Raw genomic sequence first — 22,658 nt, forward strand, 5'->3', positions numbered from 1 at the left:
CGCGAAAGACCGCAAAGAATGCATTCAGGCCGGGGAAAATCAGGGAATTACGGGCGGGTACGAACAATCTGGGGGTGGCCCCACCAGCGACACTCCGGCACACAATTCCACCGCTGCGGCTGCTCCCTTCCGGGCCTGACCGGGTTCACGGTTTCATGTTGCGGAGGCACCAATGGGGCCACCATAACGGCGTTTCAGGACAATTCCCTGAAAGCGGCGCGCATAGTAGCAAAAGGGTTTCCCGACTACAACGACAATTCGGAAAGTCGGGAGCAAGCCACTTTCCTACAATGGCAGAGGCACTTCATCCTGCCTGAACCAGCAGGCAAGACTGTAACGGGTGCGATGAGCGGGCAAGACCTCGTGGGGGATTTCTTCGCTGAGAAACAGCACCATTCGCCCCGCTTCCGGGGTAACCAGGCCGCACACTTCGCTCTCGCTTTCCCGATTAAAAACACGAAGCTCTCCACCCTGCCCGGCCTGCCAATCTTCATTCAGATAGAGCACCAGGCTGACCACCCTGGATGCACGCCCCTGAAAACTGTCCAGGTGTTTCCTGTAAAAATCACCCGGCTGATAGGTCGCAAAGTGGCTTTCGAAACGCTTGAGACCAAGGAATAGTCGCTGGTTAAGACCCAGGCGCATCTCTTCGAAAAACTCAAAGAGCGCAGCCTGAGGTGCGGTAATGCCTTGCAGCCAGGCGATCTTGTCCCGACGTACCGATCTGTCACGCACCAGATCATTGCCACGCCCAATACCGGCGCTCTTCATGGCGTCGCAACGCTCCAGCACGGAAACCTCCGAAGCCAATGCAGCCAGAAGCGGTCGACCCAGGCGCCCTCCCACATCCAGAGTGATCCAGCCGTACTCGCTCAGCCCGTCCGCGACATCGTCTAACCAAAGACAGTCAATGGCGCCGTCATTACCGGTTTCCACATCGGTGAGACACTCGCCATTGGCCACGGCATCCAGGAAGTTATCGGAACTGGCCTGATCAAGCTGCGGGGCGGTGATGGGGATAACAACTGACTGATCCATTTGATACATCCTCAGAAACTGCTTGTATTTTATCCGCAGTTGTCGCCCGGGAGGGAGTTTTAATTTACTCTCTGTTATAGGCAAATACCGTTAACCCAGAAGATCCAGAACCGAACCATGTCTGAAAGCAGTAACCGACCGCCACTCTCACTCTCTCCCGGCCAGTGGTCCTTTACACGCTGGAAAACGATCGGGCAGCTTGAAGCACTGGACGTTCACCACCCACTCTTCAGGGCAACGGTTTTCCTGCAGGGAGCTCACCTGACCCAGTTTGCCCCGAGGGACGAGGCCGACTGGCTTTGGTTGAGTGATACCGCCCGACTGGAACCGGGGCGGGCTATCCGGGGAGGCATACCGGTGTGCTGGCCCTGGTTTGGGGATCCCTCCAGAAATGCACCTGAAGTCCGGAAACGGATCCACACCAGCAGTGCCCACGGCTTTGCCAGATCCGCCCTCTGGAAACTTGAGGATGTTCGCGAAAGTGCCCATGAGGTAGAGATCAGCCTGTCACTCGATGCCAACGAAGATTTCGCCGATGTCTGGACCGGTCATGCGCTCGCCCTGATCACGTTCAGCTTTTCTGTTCGCGGTTGCCAGGTTGCGCTGACGACAACCAACATTGGCAGCGAGCCACTGGCGTTCAGCCAGGCACTGCATAGCTATTTCCCCACGGCCGATATTTCACGAAGCCGGGTTCTTGGGCTGGGAAACAGCAACTTCGTCGACACCCTGAAAAACTGGGATTACTTCATTCAGGAAGGGCCCGTCTATTTTGAAGGGGAAACCGACAGAATTTATGAGAGCGGGGAACCTCTGACGATCGTTACACCCGCAGGGAGTCGCAAACTGAAGTCCGTAGGTAGCGACTCCACAGTGGTCTGGAATCCAGGGCCGGACAAAGCGGCTCGACTCTCCGATTTCCCCGATCACGCCTGGAAAAATATGCTGTGTGTAGAAACCGCGAACGCCAGTGGAGACTACCGTGTGCTCTATGAGGGCCAAAGCCACACTCTGGGCGTTCTGATTGGACGCAGCTGAACCAACGATTAAATCCGTAAGCCAACAGGGAGTCAGCATGAGTCTGGCATCGTTTTTAAAATCCAGGCTAATTCCTGAAGATCTGGAGCAACACGTCAATCGCATTCGCAAACCCATCGGTACGCTGGGTTACGACCCCTGGGGTTACAACAACGAAGCGATCAAATACGGGCTCGCGCTGACCCGGCAGATCTACGAAAAATACTTTCGCGTTCAGGCCCATGGCGTCGAGAAAATCCCATCCGAGGGGCCTGTTCTGATTATTGCCAATCACAGCGGCCAGTTGCCGATAGACGGCATCCTCATCGGCTATGCCCTGGCCTCCCGAAACGAAAAGCCGCGTATGCCACGAGCCATGATCGAGCGATTCTTTCCCACCGTTCCCTGGCTCGGAAACTTGCTCAACGAAGTGGGCGCGGTACTCGGTGACCCGGTGAACTGCGCCAAGATGCTGGCCAATGACGAAGCCGTCATCGTCTTCCCGGAGGGCATCCGGGGCTCCGGCAAGCTTTACCGGGATCGCTACGAACTCAAGCGGTTTGGCAACGGCTTCATGCACCTGGCTATGAAATACAAGGCCCCGATTGTGCCTGTGGGTGTCGTGGGCTGCGAAGAAACCATCCCTGCCATTGCCAACATCAAGCCGCTGGCCAAAACGCTGGGCATCCCCTACGCCCCGGTTGCCCTGCCGGTGGTATTGCCGGCAAAGGTGCACCTCAATTTTGGCGACCCAATGTACTTTGATGACCTGGAAATACCGGAAGAACAGGTCACCGAACGTGTTGAAAAGGTGAAAGCGGAGATAAGCCGGTTGATTGACAAGGGATTGAGTGAACGGAAAAGGCTTTTTTGATGACCCAGCATCGCAGACCACACATTCTTGTTACCGGCGCCGCGGGTGCTTTGGCCCAGAAAGTCATAAACCAGCTGCGCGACCACTGCGACCTGGTCGCCGTTGATTTCCGGGAACAGGTATACCTCGGCGACGACATCCCCAGTTATTGCATTGATTTCAACAAGCGGGTGTTCGAAGACCTGTTTCGCCGCTATGAGTTCGATGGCGTTATCCATCTCGGTCGGATCATGTCGAGCCAGCTCACGCGCATGCGGCGATACAACGCCAACGTGCTGGGAACCCAGAAGATGCTGGACCTGAGCCACAAATACGGCATCAAACGGGTTGTCGTGCTGTCCACGTTCCACGTCTATGGTGCGGTGGCTTACAATCCCGCGCTGATTGATGAATCCGCCCCATTGAAGAGCGCCGGCCTCAGTGCCGACCTGGTGGACTCGGTGGAGCTTGAGAACCTGGCCAATATTTATCTTTGGCGTTACCCGGAGCTCAACATCACTATCCTGAGGCCGTGCAACATTGTCGGGCCCGGCGTGCGGAATTCCATAAGCACATTGCTCGCCAGCGAACGCGCACCGGTGCTGGCTGGCTTCTCGCCGATGATGCAGTTCATTCACATTGATGATATGGCAGACGCCATTGTGCTGGCCTACAACAAACCCGTCCGCGGTGTTTTCAACGTTGCCCCCCAGGACTGGGTGGCCTACCAGCACGCGCTCAAGTTGTGCAGCTGCAAACGGATTCCCATACCATCGGTGCCGCCGGTTCTTCCGTCCCTTATTCTGCGGACATTGAATCTGAGAAGTTTTCCGTCGTACCTGATGGCCTTTTTCAAGTATCCTGTCGTTATCGACGGCAGAGCGTTCGCAAAAGAGTTCGACTTCAAGCCCAAGCGACCGCTCAAGGAAATTTTCCGGTTCTATCGGGACAACAAGAAACCGGTGTAACGTCCCTGCCGTCAGGGATCAGATGACATTCACGCAGGATGCGAGGGATGCTAAGCGACTTCAGTGTAATCAGTCATGTGGCGGCGGCCCTCACCTTCGGGTTACTGGCCGTTCTCGTCGCCACCCGATACGTCAGGCGCGATGTTGACCGCGCCCTGTTTCTGGCTGCAATTGTCACAACTCTCTGGTCCTCGGCACTGGTTATGCAGAGCCTGCTGGGGTACCCCGGTTTTTTTATCCGCTACCTGCTGGAACTGCTGCGGTACGCAGCCTGGATCCTTCTGCTCTTCGCAATGCTCCGAAATGCCTTTCGCCAGGGCAGCCTGACCGGACAACTGAAGCAGTTGCTCGGCATTTCCACCACCGTCCTGCTCTTTCTCCTCCTTGGCTTCGGCGTGCTCGAGTATGTTTTCGGGCTGTCCATTCTGAACGGCAAAACGCGACTTCTGGGGCAGATTGCCCTATCCCTGCTCGGTCTGTCCCTGGTTGAACAGATCTGGCGAAACTCCCCAGGGTTCGGTCGCTCAAGCATAAAATACCTGTGCATCGGTGTGGCCACACTGTTCGCTTTCGATTTCTTCATGTATGCCGATGCTTTGCTGTTTGGCCAGGTGGCGGACTCCTTCTGGAATGCCCGTGGATTCGTGAACGCCCTGCTCGTTCCACTGTTTGCCATTAATGTTATCAATACACGCAAACAACCGGTGGATTTCCAGCTTTCCCATGCCGCGGTGTTCCACGCCGGCACACTGATCTTTGCGGGTGCCTACCTGCTTTGCCTGGCCATCGGCGGCTACTATGTCCGGGTACTTGGAGGGGACTGGGGGGATGCCCTCCAGGTCCTGTTCTTCACCATTTCACTGGCCTTCCTGGCGACTCTCGTCCTGTCTCGCCGGATCCGTGCAAAACTGATGGTCCTCATCAGCCGGAATTTCTTCGACTACAAGTACGACTATCGTGACGAATGGCTAAAAATGACCCGGGAACTGGCCAACCTGGGGGACGAACCTCCCCTTCCCGAACGCGTAACACGGATTCTGGCCGGTCTGGTTGAAAGCAATGCCGGTGCAATCTGGCTCAAGGGCGAACAGGCGAGTTATGTCCTGAAGGCCTCGGTAAATATCTCACCGCCCAGATACACCGTCATTGATGAGGATTCCGAGCTTGTCCGCTTTTTCAAGCACCGAGAATGGGTCGTCGACCTGCGCGAATACCGGGCCGATCCCGTCAGCTACGATTTGCTTGAAATTCCCGATGCCATTGCAAGGATGCGGGATGCATGGCTGATCATTCCCCTCTACCTCGGCAACGAACTCTATGGCATTGCCATGGTCGGAACCCCCTACGCAAAAGTGGAACTGAACTGGGAGAACTTTGATCTGGTCAAGGTGGTCGCCAGGCAGACCTGCAACCTCCTGGCCCAGGCGGATGCTCAGCACCGGCTATCCCGGGCAATGCAGTTTGAGGCCGTCAGCAAGGCCTCAGCCTTCATGATTCATGACTTGAAAACGGTGATCGCCCAGCTTTCGTTGCTGGTCAAAAACGCGTCCAAGCACCGGAACAACCCTGCTTTCATTGACGATATGATCAATACCACGGATCACGCCGTCCGCAAGATGTCGAATCTCGTTGATCATATGCGCAGGCCCTCAAGTGATACTGGCGGCGATCTAAAGGTGCTGGATCTGACCAGGCTGGTTGCTGAGCTTCTCGACCATTACAGCCAGCAACGCCCCGCCCCCCACCTTGAGGGGAACCCTCCACAAGCGATGATCCTGGCGGATGACGAGCAGTTGCGGAGCGTTCTGGGACACCTTATCCAGAATGCCCAGGATGCAACCCCTCCGGAAGGAGAGATCACACTGACCCTGAAGATTGCCAAGGGCAATGTCGTTCTGTTTATTCACGATTCCGGTTGCGGGATGACAGAAGAGTTCATCAACTATCAGTTGTTCAAGCCATTTGAGAGTACAAAAGGCCTGACCGGGATGGGAATCGGGGCGTTCCAGGCCAGAGAGTATCTCCAGGAGCTCGGCGGGAATATTGATGTAACCAGTGAACCCGGGGTGGGCTCCTGTTTCTCACTGCGAATTCCCCTTGCCAAGACTGACCTTGAAGCCAACGAAGAGATTCCTAAGGAGATACTATCCGAGAACGACCCCTCCAGAGAGAGCGCCAATTAATCGGCATTTTTTATTAACAATCGACTCCATCATTGAAAAGTGTCAATCTTCAGTCAAGAATCAGGTGTAGAACACTTTTGGAGATAAGTGTTCCGGAAATCAAACAGGGTCTACAAACAAGGGAATTGTTGCTGTCGTGACTAGACGACTTTTAATCGTAGAGGATGATCCGGGCCTCCAGAGCCAGATGCGTTGGTGTTTCAGTGACGACCTGGAGATAACCGTTGCCTCGGACAGGGATTCGGCTCTGGCTGCGCTCAGGCGCGTCGAACCGGATGTGGTAACACTGGATCTGGGCCTGCCACCAGACCCGGGAGGCGCAAGCGAAGGCTTTGGCCTGCTTGAGGACATTCTTCGACTTGCCAACATGACAAAAGTCATTGTTGTTACCGGTCGGGAGGACAAAGAAAACGCCGTCAAGGCGATCGGAATGGGAGCCTGCGACTTTTACCAGAAACCGCTCGATGCCGAGATACTCACCTTTGTGGTGAACCGGGCGTTTCGGCTGGCGGAGCTTGAGCGGGAAAACCAGGACCTGTCCCGCCAGCGGAACGGTACCAATATCAAGGGTATTGTCGCTGCCAGCCCCCAAATGCTCGCCATCTGCCGGACCCTGGAAAAAGTTGCTCCCACAGACGTCACCACACTGATCACCGGCGAGACCGGCACCGGCAAGGAGCTGCTGGCGCGAGCAATACACGATCTGAGCCACCGCGCCAGGAAGCCTTTCGCCGCCATCAATTGCGCGGCCATTCCGGAAAACCTTCTGGAGAGTGAGCTGTTCGGCTTTGAAAAAGGTTCCTTTACCGGGGCTACCCACACTAAAAAAGGCAAAATCGAGAGCGCCAATGGCGGAACCTTGTTCCTGGACGAAATTGGCGACATGCCAATGGCCCTGCAGGCAAAGCTTCTGCGGTTCTTGCAGGAACGGGTTGTCGATCGTGTTGGCTCAGTTCAGCCGATTCCGGTGGACGTCAGAGTGGTCTGTGCAACTCATCGAAACGTCAAGACGCTGATTGAAAGCGGGGATTTCCGGGAGGATCTCTATTACAGGATCAGCGAAATTACCCTGGACGTGCCCCCCGTACGTGAACGGGACGGCGATGCGCTGGTCATTGCCCAGTCCCTCCTTAAAGCGCTCGGCAAGCAGATGGATCGCCCCAACCTTAACTTCACCGAAGATGCCATCGACGCCATCAACAACTATTCGTGGCCAGGCAACGTTCGGGAAATGATCAACAAAATTAAACGGGCCACCATCATGGCCGACGGAAAAAGAGTTACGGCGGAGGATCTGGAACTCCCGAGCGAAAATCCGACAAAAGATCATCAGCTGAATCTGAGACAGGTGCGGGAAAACGCCGAACGCCAGGCTATTGTTCAGGCGTTGAGAACCTGCAATTTCAATATTGCCCAGACATCCAGACTGCTTGGCGTTACCCGACCAACCTTATACAACCTGACGGACAAATACCGGATTGAAACGTCGGCCGAGCCGTCGAAGACCTGAACATCAGGATGTTCATATTAAGACCCGAAAGGAAAAGGACCAGGGCCATGAAACCAGCTGTAGCAGTACGTGCCACCCTTCTCTCCGTCATCATTGCCCTGTCCCTTGCGGGATGCGGCAGTGATGACAGCGACATGACCCAGAAAGATATCCAGCACCTAAGCCACCTGGACCAGTCGCGGTTCTTCCAGCGTCAGGGAGAACTCAAAGCCAGTACCCAGGAGGCACGAAGCGCCATTGAATTGAAGCCAGACAATCTCGAACCGTACTTCCTGATCATCGATAACCTGCTCACGGCCGGCGACGCCGTCAACGCCGAGCGCCAGCTTAATCGTCTAATGGAAAGGATGTCCGAAAAAGACATTAGCCCGACGCTCCAGAATCGAGCCAACCTGATTCTGGCAGAGGCCAACCTTAAACAGGGTAAATTTGATGACGCACTGACCGCGCTTGCCAAACTCACCTCTCCTGAAGACGACATCGAAGTCGAAGCTCTTTTGCTGAAAGGCCAGATTTTCTTGGGTACGGGTGAAGTCGCAAAAGCGAAGCAAGCCTACGAAACGGCCCATTCAAGCGACCCAGGCTCTGTTGATGCTTTGATTGGCCTCTCCAAGGTTGCGCTGACCTCCGGCAACGAGGATAGATCCGGGGAACTGGTGGCGGAAGCAGAAGAAATCGACAAGGAAAATGCAGAGCTTTGGTTGTGGAAAGCCCAAAAAGCGCACCTCAACGAAGACTGGCAGAAAGCCGAGGATGCTTATATCCGGGCATTGGAAGACATCGGTCAGTACGACGTAATGACCGCCAGGAAGTACACCACGATTTCCGCACTGATTCGGGTACTCCGTGCTCAGAGCAAGTTTTCGGAAGCATACGTCTATGAGGAAATTCTAGCCAAGTCACCGCCAGGTAAGATCCGAAGCAACCTGATTGCAGCGGATGATGCCCTGAAGAAAGGCAATTTGGCTCAAGCAGAAAGCTACCTGCAGGAGGTTCTGGCACAGGCACCCAACCACGAACAATCCGTTCTGATGCTGGGCCTTATTCGCTTTCGACAAGGGAGGGCCGAGGAAGCGCAGGAATTGCTAGCTCCCATCGCCCAGACGGGTAACTCTGAAATTGCCAGTAAGATGTTGGCAGCCACCATGCTCCAGATGGGTAATCCGGAAGGCGCACAAACAACCCTTGCGGAGTTGAAAAACGGTGACTCCGACCCTGAAATTCTTACTCTGGTGGCCATAGCCGCACTTGAGAATGGGGACGTGGAAACCGGCGAGGCGCTGATGGAAAAGGCGCTGGGCATCAACCCCGACAACTATGAGCTCCGGCTGCGGTATGCGGGCTACCTGAATCAGCGGGGCGAACATGAACGGGCAATCCGCCAGGCGGAGCTGGTCAGAGAAGCGGCGCCTGACCTTGATCAGGCGCGCAGCATTATTATTCAGGCTCATTTGGGGTCGGGCAATCGAGAGGCTGCGGTACAAACGGCCGATGATTGGATCAAAACCCGGCCTGAGAGCGTTTCAGCGCTGATCACGCGAGGCAATCTTGCGGTCAATGCAGGCGACCTGGAGGCAGCCCGGACGTATTTTATGGACGCGCGGGCGAAAGCCCCTCAGTCCGCGGCCCCATTGATCGCCCTCGGCAAGTTGGCTCTCGTTCAGAATAACCGGACAGAAGCCCAAAATCAGTTCCAGAACGCCGTCCAGCTCGCCCCTGACAGCGCACAGGCTCTGCAGGGGATAATTTCCTTACAGGACCGGGGAGAGACACAACAATTCATGCAACAGATTCTGGAACAGAGCCCGGATGCAACAGGGCCTCGCCTGATACTCCTGGAAATCGCGCTGCTCGACAACGACAGTGAAACCGCAAACGACTTAACCGCATCGCTGCTTGAACGCGCCGAAGAGAATACCCCTTCGCCCGCCTCACACCTGGTTGCGGATATCTACAACAACGTGGTGTCGAATCTGAAGAGTAGTGGGGACGACGAGCGAGCCACCTCGGTCCTGGAACGGGCCCGCGTTCTGTTTCCGACCAATGAGCAGATTACCCTGCAGGCTGCCCGACAGGCCTTCGACAAAGGCCATTCGGAAGAAGCTATGGCAATTCTCAGTGAAGCCAAAGATCAGCACCCCAACTCACCCCGCCCCTACCTGACAGAAGCCGAATATCGTGAAAGTGAGGCCAAATACCAGGAGGCCGCCCAACTATATCGGGAAGCCATCAGCAAAGCCTCGAATGCAGAAATCGTTACCGGTTACGTCCGAAACCTGCAAAGGTCAGGGCGAATTAACGACGCCCTCGCCTACCTGGAGTCTGAACTGGCAAGCACCCCCAACAATACCAAGCTGCGACTCAACCTTGCTCTGCTCCAGCAATCCTCGGGGAAAGACAACAGCGCCATGTCCAATTACGAGGTATTGCTGGAATCGATGCCGGACAACACCGTGGTATTGAACAATCTGGCGTGGCTCTACCACAAGACTGGTGACGAAAGAGCCGTTCCTTTGGCCGAACGTGCCTATGAGCTCAGTCCGGAAAACGCGGCCATCGCAGACACCTACGGCTGGATAATGCTGAAGTCCGGCAACCATCGCGAGAGCGTGCCAGTGCTAGAAAAGGCTCACGAACTTCAGCCGGATTCAGAAGAGATAGCGAGACACCTGGCCGAAGCCTACCGCGTAGTCGGAATGAACTCGGCCGCCCAGAGGATCCTGAAGAAGTTTGGCGAACAGGGTTGAAAGCTAACGGAAAAACCGGGACTCGGAAGACCTGTGATAAGGTGCCAATTTAGGGTATCTTTGAGCTGCTATAGACTGCAGACGGTTTAAGTAAAAGGAACTTATGAGTGCCAGTCCCGGTTTTTCCCGCCACTACCTCTGGGTACTCGCTATCCCACTGCTGGTCGTCAGCCTGTGGTCCGAGTGGCTGGATTATTTCAGTCTCTGGTACGACTCCATCGTTTACAACCACGGGTATCTGGTTCTCGCCGGTACGCTGTATCTGCTCTACGTCCGTAGGGACGCGCTCCGACAGCTGACAATCAATGGCTCGCCCCTCGCAATCGTACTGTTAGCTGGCGCCAGCTTTGCCCTGCTACTCTCCCAGGCGGCCGATATCCGGGTTTTCCGCCTTCTGCTAACACCCATCCTCATTTTACTCTGGGGATGGTCAATTTGGGGCCGGGACTTCTTGAAGGTGGCCGGCGGGCCAATCATGCTGCTGGTTTTCGCCGCCCCCGTCTGGGACGATTTTTCGCCTATACTCCAGCACATCACTGTCTTCTTCAACAATATCTTTCTTCAGTTGGCCGATATCGAAGCGACCATCAACGAATTCCTGATAACTCTGGAAGTGGGCGCCTTCCTGGTGGAGGGTGGCTGCAGCGGCGTACGGTACCTCATGGTTGCCCTTTTTCTTGGTGCCTTTTATGGACAGCTTTACTACCGCTCATTCGCTGCGAAAGCGATGCTCATCATTGCGGCAGGTCTTTTTTCCCTGCTGGCCAACTGGATCAGGGTTTTCGGTATCATCGCAGCGGGTCATTACACCAACATGGAAACCTCGTTGGTGGAGGACCACGAGCTGTTTGGCTGGGTGATATTCATCATTTTTACCCTCCTCCCTGTTTTCTTCATTTCATCCAGACTGGAAGGCGACTCACGAGGCAGCCCGGAGAAAAACGGTTCGAAAGAACCGTCGTCCCAGCCGACAGCGAAACACACGTCGACTCTCTGGCCCATCGGCGCCTCTCTCCTGATCATCTGGCCGGCCCTGGTACCCATCGCGCTTGAGGCGAAAACAGAGAAAGTTGCTCAGGCCTGGAACCCGGAACTTGTTGAAGGCGGTTCAGACTGGCGAGGGCCGCTGAAACACGCCAACGTCTGGCAGCCCGAGTTCTCTCGGCCAGACATAGACCTCAGCGGTGTATACGTTTCTGAGGACCTCAAGCAGGTCCAGTTGCAGATCACCGGATACCGAAACCAGAACCAAAACAAGGAGTTGATCTTTTACAAGAATCAGCTTTTCGACAGCTCTGACTGGCGACTGGTTTCAACGGCCAAGCGGGACCTCGGAGATGCCTACCTTCTGAGCCCCAATCGCATAAATGAGACGGTGATCCAGAACCGACAGGACCGCTCACAGGTTATTGTCTGGTCCTGGTACGACGTAGGCGGTTTTTTAACAGACTCCAAACTCGAGGCCAAGGTAGCCGGAGCCTTGAAAAAAATAACGGGGGACAGCCGAGGGGCTCTCTGGGCGCTCGCTGGGCGCTGCGAAGTTTCACAAAGCTCAGGCTGTGAACAGCAGCGCCAGGCCTTTACCCGGTTCCTTGACAGCACTCTGCAATAACTCAACCAGCGTTTGAGAGCCGGGTGGCCTCAGACGCTTCTTCGACCGGAAATTCGTTGATCAGCGCGGTCAAAACACGTGCGTCTTTTTCGGGTTTATTCGCAAGGTACTCAGTGATGGCGCCCTCCCGGACCCGACGCCAAGTCGCGCGTTTGGCCTGGGTGTTGAACATGTCATGCAGATAAAGGTGCCCCTTCGTTTCCAGTTTCGTCCGCTGGCACCTTGCATGCTCTAGATCAAAAATCGCCCGGACCATCATCGACACACCCAATCTCACCACTTTCTCGTAAAGCGTGTTCGGATTGTCGCCTTCGGCTATGACCGGCCGCCCCTGATACACCACATCACCGTCGTCCACCCCTTCGGACACGAAATGGACGGTTGCACCGACGCATTCCAGTTCCCGGTTGTGGACAGCCCAGTCCGTCGTAAACAAACCCCGATAGAACTGGGACAACCCACCATGCAAATTCAGAACACCGTGGGTGGGCAGGGACAAGAGATCGGCCCTCATGATAGAGGCTCCGCAGACCGAGATAACATCGGGCTGCAAACGCTGTATCCAGGCCCGATACTCCGGGTCGTTAATCGCGTTGACTCCCTCGGTACGCAAGACCTCTACCTGGCCCACCGGGATCAGAGTATGGCCTTCTTCACCAAAGTCGAGGGCGTTCTCCGGCCGATTGTAATCCTGTTGTCCCTCGATCAATTTCCGGTCCATGACTTCCAGTACTTTCTGGAAAAATACACGGGGTTCCTTCGCGTACTTCCCGGCCTTACTGAACAGGGACGACCGATCTCTTTCGGGAATCTGGTTTTCGACCACTACCCCTACGACATTCAGGTATTTCATGAGCTGATTTGCGAAAAAGATATCCGACTTATCCTGACTTACCACGACCACTGTACGCATTGATCCAATCTCCCTCTGGTGTGTTCAGGCGGTCCGAAATCTGGTTTTCGTTGATCTGATGACCCGTTTAATCACCGGAATCAATCGATATTCAACAAAGTAGAGCGTGCGCAGCTTGAAGCTGTCTCCAAACAGCTCGACCGAACAGAAATTCCTGTAATCCGTGGTCCATTTACTCAGATACCAATAGTCGTCGGCGCATGTGTAGTACTGCCTGTGTTGCCCCATCTCAAAGAGACTTTTCAGGGCGGAATACTCAAGCACCGACCCGGGCGAATAGGCCTTGAAGCGATCGTCGTAATCGGCGCGAATCGGGTAAACAACATTGTCAAAGGTCAAATGGAGCTCGAACGCCACCGGGGTGTCTTTATGTCGGACGATCCATGCGCTCAACCCCCCGGACTTGCCAAAAGACCCGACAAGGTTGAGGAGAAAATGCCGGCTCCGCTGATTGGACCGCAAGTCGTTACCGATCGAAGATTTCCAACTGTTCGCTGAAATGGCAATGAGTTCGTCAATGATTGGCTGATCGGCACCCGTGATTTTTTCGTGGTCGATCGTGAAGTCGCCGTTCTTCCTGAATCGGTTGAGTTTGTGATTCAGGCTTTTCTTGAGACTTCTTGATCTTGACTGGTAGAACTCGCTCCAACTACCTTCGATATCGACGACCGGGGTACGCAGACTGGGCTTTTCAAGAACCCTTTCGTGGCCGGGCTTGGATCTATCGGTCAGAAACCGCTTGAGCTCACTCGCCTGATCTATTTTGAAGAAAAGCCCCACTTCCCTGGAGGTAATCTGCGTTAACGCTGCATAGACTTGTTCCGCTTCAGAGGTCGTTAGTGAGGAGTCAACAACGATGGATGAATAGGGGCTGTGGCCATTTGCCGCCAACTTTACCAGCGTGATCGGAACCCCTCTGTACCGCTCCCGGGTTCGAACGAGAGGCGCGATGCCAACCAGAACACCATCTTTATAGGCGCACCTGAACTCCATCTTCATATCGACGGCGAACGCTTTCCACCAGGCCAACAGCCAGTCGTGGGTCAATGGAAGAGGGGTGGGGGCCAACTTGGCGACAAAGGCATCCCATTCCGGTTGTATGCGATTAAAATCCTCCTCCCCCCGGATTATCTCTAACTCCACAGCTTCAGGATTTCCTATTTATAATTAAAGGGTTAGCGCCACTCATGAGTTCTTCTCCTGTCCAGAAAACCGACATCACCTTCCTTGCTGGATAAAGTGAAGCATTCCTGTCGTTGGCAAGCGCTATGCCGGAACTACGCTGCAGAGAGCCGATGTTTAACCTTGCGGAGCTGGTCGAGCACGTCGATGGCTCGGCGTTTGATCCAGAAGTCCAGTAACGGCTGATTCAGCCAATCTTTCAGACTGTTCTGAAGCCAAAAGTAGTTGACCGACACATTGCGCCCCTCAGCCTCAATGAAGTGCCAGGTACCGGCCGGGATAAATAGGGCCTGCCCCTCTTCCAGCCAGCCCGATAGCCCTTTTGCCTGGCTGAGTTTGGGAAAACGGATGAAATCCGGCTCCTGACAATCAACCTTACTGTCAACAACACGGTTCTCGAGGAGCGCTTTGAGACTGAAGGGACTGTACGGATACATGCAGTCGCTTTGATCGGGAGAGAAAAGAATGAATCGCTTGCGCCCCTCAAGCATCATCAGAAGGCTGTGGGTTTCGTCGTAGTGAAGCAGGGATTTATTCTGCCCCGGCCCGATATACAGGTTCGAAACCCGGAAACCCGACTCTGGAACGAAAGGCGGAAGAGACACGTCAATTTCTGGCGGCAGATCGCCCGAAACGCCCTGCCCCTTGAGCGGTTCCAGGGCATAGCCATTCTGGGTGGTTTCCATGACCTGATTGAAATCGGGCATCGGAATACGCTCGAAGCCGAGGTAATGATAAATACCATCTTCGGACTTGCGTTGAATCCGGATCGATTTCAGTGCATTCCTGAAGAACTCGTAGTTCCAGTTTCGTGTAAAAGGCAAGGCTTCCCGGACCCCATCCAGCAAAACCGGCTGCCGCCTCTGGATAAACGGTAGCAACCCATCCTGATCAGTAGGGAAAGGAATAGATTCAATAGCTTCCGGTGCAGATAGATCAAATAAGTTCATCATGACATCCCTTTTCAACGAACTAAAACGGTCCGATTCCCCTGTAAAAGCCAAGCCCTGCTTTTACGCCAACTGGCGAGGAATAATTCAACGATATGCCATGGTCCTGTAAGCTGCAAGCACAACCAACGCCTAATATTTCCGAGGCCACTACAGGTTTTGTTGCCATGAACATGGAGGCTGGCGCCAAAAGTTCTGCCACCTCACTGCTGGATCTGTTCCCTGGCGCAAATGGAGTTAATGGCTATCCAATGATTACAGACCATACCGAAGCAATTGAAAAGCGTCTGAGGCACTTCAGCCAGGCGACACTGTACCTGTGCATGGAGGAACTAACCCAGAACGACTCTGCCTATGCCAGCGAAAGACAGTTGATGCAACAGGCGTTGGCAAAACGAAGGAAGGAATTCTTTTCGGGACGGCACCTGGCCCGTCAGGCACTGAAACGTGCAGGTTTTCCGGTTCAGGCCATTGCCCGAGGCCCGTTGGGCAACCCCATCTGGCCAGCACAGGCCATCGGATCGATTACTCATGATCAGCGGTACGGGGCCGTTATCGTCGGCCATGAGAGGGACGTTGCGGGTATTGGCATTGATCTGATAGAGGACCCGAACCAAGTCGACTCTGAAATCGCAAGCCTGTTCATGCACCCTGATGAGAAAACCATTCTGGGAAGCCGGTTCCCGGACGCTCCTGTCACCGCAGTTGTTTTCAGTATCAAAGAATCCGTTGTCAAAGCCATATCTGTCCACATCGGCCGCTTCATGGATTTGCTCGAGATCCATCTGACCGTGTCAAATCATTGCATCAGTGCACGAATCGACGGGTTGCCTTTTCATATCCCCTGCATCGTAATTGCAACAGAGTTCGGGTTACTGACTGCCAGCATTTTACGCTCTGAGAACTGACAGCTATACCTCCTTTTTCTACCTCCAAGATCTCCGCGCGAGGTATAGCGCAATACTGTTTGCTATGCTAGTTTACATATTGTAACAACTGGCCTGGGCGCTAAGTTCCCGAGCCAGATGACCCTCGGCAAGGAGTATGGCCGGGCCGTGTTCGTTGATCTCTATCTAGGGAAGGCAGAGAGATGGATGCTAGAGAGTCTCCCCATGTCGTACCCGGCTTCCTGGCCCAGTTTGAACACACGGCTCAGGAATTTGCCGATACCACTGCCCTGCGCGGTTCAGACCTGACGGTTTCCTACGCAGATCTCTACAATAACGCGCTCACCATCCAGGCAAAAATAGCCGAAATGGGTGTGCCCCAGGGCGCTCCGATCGCTATCCATACCCAGAACCGTGAATTGGCTATTACGGCCATGATCGCCGTTCTTCGTCATGGCTGTGCCTACTTGCCGCTCGACCCACTGTATCCGGAAGATCGTCTCAACTACATGGTCAGCCATGCCGAAGCGGCCCTTACCATCACCGACAACGATGAGTTCAGGGCGCCAGTTGGAGCCCACCTGGATCTTCGAGATACTGCGTTTGGCCAATTGCCAGAGCCCAGACCTCAGTCGGCTCCGATTAGCCCGGACACGGATGCTTATGTGATCTACACATCCGGTTCAACTGGCAAGCCCAAGGGTGTTCTGATGAATCACGGCACTCTGGACAACCTGATCTCCTGGCAAAACAATCACTATGAGGCGGGCACCCGTTACAGGACCCTTCAGTTTTCGGCGTTGAGTTTCGATGTCTCGTTCCAGGAGATCTTCTCCACCCTGACCCAGGGCGGAACCCTTTATCTCGTTGATCAGGATTTGAAGCAGGACTTCCGGCGCCTGCTCGAGTTCATTGCGGACAATGAGATCGAGCGGATTTTCCTGCCTTACATTGCGCTGCTTCAGTTGGTGATGTGGGCAAATCGCCTGAAGCTCTACCCTGCATCACTCAGGGAGGTGATCACCGCGGGGGAACAGCTGGTCGTCAGCAAGGAATTACGTACCGCCTTTAATGCCCTCAAGAACGTGACCTTGAGTAACCAGTACGGTCCCTGTGAAACACATGTGGTGAGCGAATATGAACTCCATGGGCCTGCGGATAACTGGCCCGCACTCCCTCCCATCGGCAAAGCCATAGACAGCGCAGAGCTTTTGATTCTGGACGAGCAGCAGAACCCCGTTGACGAGGGCGAAGTCGGGGAACTGTACATTGCCGGTCCCGTGCTGGCCCATGGCTACATAAACAGCCCCGAACAGACCGAAAAACGCTTCATCGCACTTCAGACCCGAAAAGGACAGCGCGCCTACCGCACGGGTGATCTTGTCAGCCGCGACGATGGGGGTGAGCTTCTGTACCGCGGCCGCATCGATAACCAGGTAAAAATCAGTGGCTACCGAGTTGAACTCAGTGAAGTTGAAGCACGGCTGCTGGACACAGGCCTGGTCCTTGAGGCTGCCGCGGCTGTTCAGGAAACCAACGGGCAGAAAAAGCTGGTGGCGTTCGTTACGGCTGAGAACGGCTGCAACGACATCGATGTTTCCCTGAAGCATAAACTTCAGGAATCGATACCGGTCTACATGATTCCGAGCCGGTTTTACTGGGTTGATCAGCTCACAAAGACCCCGTCCGGGAAGATCGACCGCAAATCAATGCTGGAATCACTGGAAACCGCGACCGCACAAACCGTCCCGGCCAAACAGGACGATGTTTTCGAGCGTCTGTTCGCGATCGTCAAGGCCGAACTGAACCTTGCCGATCTGGACACCGAGGACAATCTGCAGGACCGGGGAATGGATTCTCTGGCTGCCAACCGAATTGCTGCGACTTTCTATGCGCAGCAGGGATTGTCCATCCCGGTCTATTCCCTGTTCCAGTATCGAACCGTTGGGCAATTTCTCAACTATGCGGTTAGCCGCCATGCCACACCGGTGACTGGCAATACGGAGAGCCGCGTTCACGGGGACGGTGCCCAGACAACCCGTGATGTTGCCATTATCGGAATGTCCTTGCGCGTGCCGGGCGCCAACTCACTGGACGCGTTCTGGCAGAATCTCATCGAGGGCAAGGAAAGCATCACCTTCTTCAAACCCACGGACAGTAGCAGCGGATACGTCAATGCCCGCGGGATTCTGGATGACCCCCTGGGTTTCGATGACCGATTCTTTGGCATCAGCCCCATAGAAGCCGAATTCATCGACCCGCAACAGCGTTTGTTGCTGGAGCTTGCCTGGCATGGTTTGGAAAACGCAGGTTACGACCCTGAGCAGTTTGCTGGTCGAATTGGGGTCTATTGTGGCGTCGGGAACAACACCTACTACCTTAACAATGTCCTGAAAAATCAGGAAAAGCTGGAGGACTATGGAGCCCTGCAGGCGATGGTGGCGAACGAGAAGGATTATGCGGCCACCCGCCTCGCCCACAAACTGAACCTTGTAGGTCCGGCACTGAGCATCCACAGTGCGTGCTCAACGTCACTGGTGGCCGTGGCGGAAGCCGTTCAGGCCATCCGGCAGGGGCGTTGCGACATTGCCATTGCTGGCGGCGCCTCTCTTACGTTCCCACAGCAACAACCCCACACCCACCAGGAAGGCAGCATTTATACCCGTGATGGTCATACCCGTCCCTTCGATAAAGACAGTTCGGGTACGGTCTTTAGCGATGGTGGCGGCCTGGTTGTCCTGAAACGTCTGGACGAAGCTGAGAAAGACCGGGACTACATTTACGCCGCGATCACCGGCGTCGCCGTCAATAACGATGGTGCGGAGAAAGGCAGTTTTTCCGGGCCCAGTGTTCAGGGTCAAAGATCCGTCATTCAGTCCGCCATCAACGACGCCCACCTTGACGTTGATGGTATTGGCTATATTGAGGCGCATGGCACCGCCACGCCGATCGGTGACCCAATTGAGGTATCGGCACTGAGCGCGGCCTTTGCCGAGTACACGCCAAACAAGCAGTTCTGCCAGTTGGGTTCGGTGAAAAGCAATTTCGGTCATCTTACTGCTGCCGCGGGCGTTGTCGGGCTCATCAAATGTGCCCTTTCCATTGATCGCGACAAGATCCCGCAATCGATCAATTTTGAGACCCCGAATCCGGAACTGTCCCTGAGCCAGACTCCGTTTATTGTCGCGAAAACCGCTCGGAGCTGGGACAAACCCAAATCAGAGCGCATTGCCGGTGTCAGCTCCTTCGGTATCGGTGGCACCAATGCGCATGTGCTGCTCAAAGGCATCGAACCACTACCGCCGTCGGGTCACGCGGAAACACCCGAATGGGTGCCACTGTGTTTCAGTGCCCATTCGGCAAACGCGTTATCTGCGCTGTTGTCCAGCTATCAGCCACTTCTGAATCAGACCAGTGGACGGTCCGAACGGGCAGATCTCGCCACTGCCCTGATCAACAACCGTCGCGCGTTTCGTTATCGGCTGGCCTTGCCCCAGTCAATTAACGTTCATGAACTGATTACCATGATCGAAGAGGCCGAAGATACGGAGACCGCATTTACCGCTCCTTCAGTTGTCCTCGCATTTCCGGGCCAGGGCTGCCAGGTTGCCGGCATGGGACACGCCCTTTACGCCAGCGTTCAGCCATTCCGTGCTGCGTTCGACGAGTGTGCAGGCATACTCCAAGCCCAACATTCACTCGACATAGGTTCGCTGGTGTTTGAATCTGGTGATCCGCTGAAAGACACGCAAAAGACCCAGATCAGTCTCTTTTGCATCGGGTATGCACTGGCGGCTGCACTGAGCGCCATCGGGATCAAGCCAAAGGCAGCTATAGGCCACAGTATCGGCGAGCTTGTTGCAGCAACAATGGCGGGTGTGTTCGATTTACCGACGGCTATTCGGGTGGTTATGACCCGGGGTGAAGTCATGCAGGCTCAACCATCAGGATCAATGCTGGCGGCTCGCGCCGACGCCGAACAACTTACTCCACTGTTACCGGAAGGCGTCGTTATCGCTGCGGAAAATACCGGCGATTCGTGTACGTTGTCCGGGGGGCACGAGGCCATTGCCGCTGCCGCCAGTACCCTGGAACAACAGGCCATCAAGTTCCGGCGACTAAATACCTCTCACGCATTCCATTCACCCGCCATGGATGCTGCAACTGAGGCTTTCATCCAGCGTTTGGAGGACGTAACTCTTAACCCGCCTCAATTACCGTTTATCTCCTGTGTGACCGGCGACTGGGTAACCGACCAACAGGCCACCGACATTCACTACTGGGCCGATCAGATCCGCCAGCCTGTGCAGTTCCTCAAAGGCTGCCAGACCCTCGGAACACTGAAGAATTTGGTGATTCTGGAGTGCGGGCCCCAGAGCACGGTCTCCGGAATGGCTCTGCAAAATCTGGATGACAAGTCCGATCTAGCCATGATTCCGCTGGTCTCCGCCGCCGGGGAACCCGACAAAGAACTTGCGTCGTTTGTTCGGGGGCTCGGCCAGGCCTGGTGTGCTGGTTTGCCGGTTGAGTGGCCCTGCGGAACCGAAAATCCGGCACTTCGTGTCCGACTGCCGGCATACCCGTTCCAGCATCGCACCCACGTCATTGAACCGGAGCCGGCTATGCCGGCAACAACGGATGCCTCCGTCAACGCAGTTGCCACTGATCAGGTGGCTGCTATCGCTAAATTACAGAATTCGGCTGGGCAAAGCATGAAAGACGACATTCCTCAAACATTGCGCACTCTGTTTTCTGATATTTCCGGCATCGACCTCAGTCAGGCCGATGGCAACGCCACGTTCTTTGAACTCGGGCTCGATTCCTTGTTGCTGACTCAGTCGACGCTGAAGATCAAGAAAAAGTTCAAGGTAAACATAACATTCCGACAGCTTCTCAATGATTGCGGGAATCTCGACAAGTTGACCGAGTACCTCGTCAGCCAGGGGGCAGAGGCCGGCGCGAACACGACTCAGAGTGTATCCGGCGTTTCACCGCCCCCCCAACAAGCCCCAAGCCCTGGTGAAACCCAGACAGCGATCCCTCATAGTCTGTCCAGCCCCTCACCAGCCTTTGCAGCGCCGACGGGATCAGCCAGCGACATCCAGTCGCTCCTGCAGCAGCAGATGCAGATCCTGCAGGGACAGCTGACGTTGCTTTCCTCGCTATCCAGCCAACCCGCAGCAGCGGCGCCCGCCCAGCCCCCGGCTGAGCAGGTAACCGCCAAGCAAGCCGGCACTGCCCCGGACTCTTCGCCTCTCAAGCCCTTCGGGGCCGGAACGCGCATCAATGTAAAGCGCAGCAATGAGATGACGGTCAAGCAGCGGGAAAACTTTGAAAAGCTGGCAGCGCGTTATAACACCAGATTTGCGGCGTCCAAAGAGTTCGCCCAGAACAATCGGAAGCAGTTGGCAGACCCGAGGGTCGTATCGGGCTTTCGCAATGTCATCAAGGAAGTTATCTATCCGATTGTGGTTGAGCGTTCGGAAGGCCCCTATCTCTGGGACATTGACGGCGGGAAACTGATTGATGTCACTTGTGGATTTGGCAGCAATTTCTTTGGCAATTCCGCGCCCTTCATCAAAGAGGCGATTTCCAGGCAACTTGACCTGGGCTACGAGATTGGCCCCCAACACCCCCTTGCTGCCGATGCCTCTCGCCTGTTCTGCCAGATCACCGGTAACGAGCGGGTGGCCTTCTGCAATACGGGTTCTGAAGCGGTTCTTGGAGCCATGCGCCTGGCCCGGACAGTGACTGCCAAGGAAAAGGTCGTGATCTTTGAAAACGACTACCATGGCATCCATGACGACGTTATTGTCACCCGGGGAAGCAAAGGATTCGCGGTCCCCGCGGCAGCCGGGATTCCCGAAGCGGCGGTCGAAAACATGATTGTCCTCGATTATGGCAGTGACGAATCCCTGGCCTACATTCGTGAACACGCCGACGAAATAGCCGCCCTACTGGTCGAGCCGGTACAGAGCCGCAACCCCGACCTTCAACCGAAAGAATTTCTGGAAAAAGCGCGAGCCCTCTGCTCCGACCAGCAGATTGCGCTGATTTTTGATGAAGTGATCACTGGATTCCGAATCCATCCGCGGGGCGCTCAGGGGTATTACGGTATCAATGCGGACATCTGCACCTACGGCAAGATCGTTGGAGGCGGCCTTCCGATTGGCGCCATATCCGGCAAGGCCCAGTTCATGGATGCCCTGGACGGCGGCCAATGGCAATTCGGAGACGACTCCGCCCCAGAGGTAGGGGTTACCTATTTTGCTGGAACATTCGTTCGTCACCCGCTGGTTTTGGCGGCAGCGGTCGCAGTATTGCAGCGTCTCGCCGATGAACCCGATCTTCAGACCGATCTCAATCAACGGGCCACCCAGATGGTGACCGACATCAATCAGTATGCACAACTGGTTGGCGCTCCCGTCAAAATCGAAAATTGCGGATCAATGTGCAAGGTTAAAATTCCTCAGGACATCGCGTTTGAAGAGCTGATCTACATCATCCTGCGCGAGAAAGGTATTCATATCTGGGATGCACGCCCGATGTTCATCACAACGGCCCATAGTGATGCTGACATAAGCAGTATTGTCGAGGCCTTCAAGCAGGCCATGGACGAGATGATGGCCATGGACTTTTTCCCGACAAATCAGGATTCAGTCCAGACGGGAAATGGCAGCAGTCCAAAACCTCCGGTCGCGGGTGCGCGACTCGGGCGTGATGAATCCGGAAAGGCCGCCTGGTATATCCCTTCCAAGACGGACAAGAACCAGTTCGAAAAATGGGCAGGTTAACCGC

At 55.1% G+C, this 22,658-nt stretch carries 13 protein-coding genes and 1 other RNA gene; 9 read left to right on the top strand and 5 right to left on the bottom strand.

Going from position 1 to position 22,658, the window contains the following annotated elements:
* Positions 1-78: 78 nt before the first annotated feature.
* Together ffs and KZO34_RS01850 are read right to left on the bottom strand one after the other, a co-directional pair.
* An RNA gene (gene ffs, locus KZO34_RS01845) (signal recognition particle sRNA small type) lies at positions 79-175 on the bottom strand.
* A 110-nt stretch (positions 176-285) separates the two neighbouring features.
* Complete coding sequence (locus tag KZO34_RS01850) at positions 286-1,038, bottom strand: 2OG-Fe(II) oxygenase (protein ID WP_219472757.1); 753 nt, start codon at positions 1,036-1,038, stop codon at positions 286-288.
* A 117-nt stretch (positions 1,039-1,155) separates the two neighbouring features.
* Between KZO34_RS01850 and KZO34_RS01855 the strand changes: the two genes are divergently transcribed.
* The 7 genes from KZO34_RS01855 to xrtA all read left to right on the top strand — a co-directional run bounded on the left by KZO34_RS01855 (position 1,156) and on the right by xrtA (position 11,928).
* Positions 1,156-2,076, top strand: a complete 921-nt coding sequence (locus KZO34_RS01855; RefSeq protein WP_219472758.1) for a D-hexose-6-phosphate mutarotase — start codon at positions 1,156-1,158, stop codon at positions 2,074-2,076.
* 37 nt (positions 2,077-2,113) lie between these two features.
* The gene (locus KZO34_RS01860) at positions 2,114-2,929 is read left to right on the top strand and encodes a lysophospholipid acyltransferase family protein (RefSeq protein WP_219472759.1); all 816 of its coding nucleotides are present in this window, start codon (positions 2,114-2,116) and stop codon (positions 2,927-2,929) included.
* Positions 2,929-3,876, top strand: coding sequence for an SDR family oxidoreductase (locus KZO34_RS01865; protein WP_219472760.1), 948 nt, complete (start codon positions 2,929-2,931; stop codon positions 3,874-3,876). The genes KZO34_RS01860 and KZO34_RS01865 overlap by 1 nt, the downstream gene beginning before the upstream one ends.
* 47 nt (positions 3,877-3,923) lie before the next feature.
* Positions 3,924-6,059, top strand: a complete 2,136-nt coding sequence (gene prsK / locus KZO34_RS01870; protein WP_219472761.1) for an XrtA/PEP-CTERM system histidine kinase PrsK — start codon at positions 3,924-3,926, stop codon at positions 6,057-6,059.
* A 136-nt stretch (positions 6,060-6,195) separates the two neighbouring features.
* The gene (prsR, locus tag KZO34_RS01875; protein ID WP_219472762.1) at positions 6,196-7,569 is read left to right on the top strand and encodes a PEP-CTERM-box response regulator transcription factor; all 1,374 of its coding nucleotides are present in this window, start codon (positions 6,196-6,198) and stop codon (positions 7,567-7,569) included.
* Between the two features lie 47 nt (positions 7,570-7,616).
* Positions 7,617-10,316, top strand: coding sequence for a tetratricopeptide repeat protein (locus KZO34_RS01880; protein ID WP_219472763.1), 2,700 nt, complete (start codon positions 7,617-7,619; stop codon positions 10,314-10,316).
* A gap of 103 nt (positions 10,317-10,419) precedes the next feature.
* Positions 10,420-11,928: an exosortase A gene (xrtA, locus tag KZO34_RS01885; RefSeq protein ID WP_219472765.1), complete on the top strand. Its 1,509-nt coding sequence runs from the start codon at positions 10,420-10,422 to the stop codon at positions 11,926-11,928.
* A gap of 1 nt (position 11,929) precedes the next feature.
* On the opposite strand, the gene KZO34_RS01890 is transcribed toward xrtA, so the two are convergent.
* The 3 genes from KZO34_RS01890 to KZO34_RS01900 all read right to left on the bottom strand — a co-directional run bounded on the left by KZO34_RS01890 (position 11,930) and on the right by KZO34_RS01900 (position 14,976).
* Positions 11,930-12,841 carry a formyl transferase gene (locus KZO34_RS01890; protein WP_219472767.1) on the bottom strand — a complete coding sequence of 304 codons (912 nt, stop codon included), beginning with the start codon at positions 12,839-12,841 and terminating at the stop codon, positions 11,930-11,932.
* Positions 12,842-12,865: 24 nt separating this feature from the next.
* On the bottom strand, positions 12,866-13,870 hold the full coding sequence (locus KZO34_RS01895) for a GNAT family N-acetyltransferase (RefSeq protein ID WP_219472768.1): 1,005 nt from the start codon (positions 13,868-13,870) through the stop codon (positions 12,866-12,868).
* A gap of 248 nt (positions 13,871-14,118) precedes the next feature.
* Complete coding sequence (locus tag KZO34_RS01900) at positions 14,119-14,976, bottom strand: cupin-like domain-containing protein (RefSeq protein ID WP_308318751.1); 858 nt, start codon at positions 14,974-14,976, stop codon at positions 14,119-14,121.
* A 164-nt stretch (positions 14,977-15,140) separates the two neighbouring features.
* Between KZO34_RS01900 and KZO34_RS01905 the strand changes: the two genes are divergently transcribed.
* Both KZO34_RS01905 and KZO34_RS01910 read left to right on the top strand, forming a co-directional pair.
* The gene (locus KZO34_RS01905; RefSeq protein ID WP_219472771.1) at positions 15,141-15,881 is read left to right on the top strand and encodes a 4'-phosphopantetheinyl transferase family protein; all 741 of its coding nucleotides are present in this window, start codon (positions 15,141-15,143) and stop codon (positions 15,879-15,881) included.
* A 182-nt stretch (positions 15,882-16,063) separates the two neighbouring features.
* The gene (locus KZO34_RS01910; RefSeq protein ID WP_219472773.1) at positions 16,064-22,654 is read left to right on the top strand and encodes a polyketide synthase; all 6,591 of its coding nucleotides are present in this window, start codon (positions 16,064-16,066) and stop codon (positions 22,652-22,654) included.
* The last annotated feature ends 4 nt before the right edge of the window (positions 22,655-22,658 follow it).

Origin of the sequence: Marinobacter sp. F4206 (assembly GCF_019392195.1) — a bacterium.
Taxonomy (GTDB): domain Bacteria; phylum Pseudomonadota; class Gammaproteobacteria; order Pseudomonadales; family Oleiphilaceae; genus Marinobacter.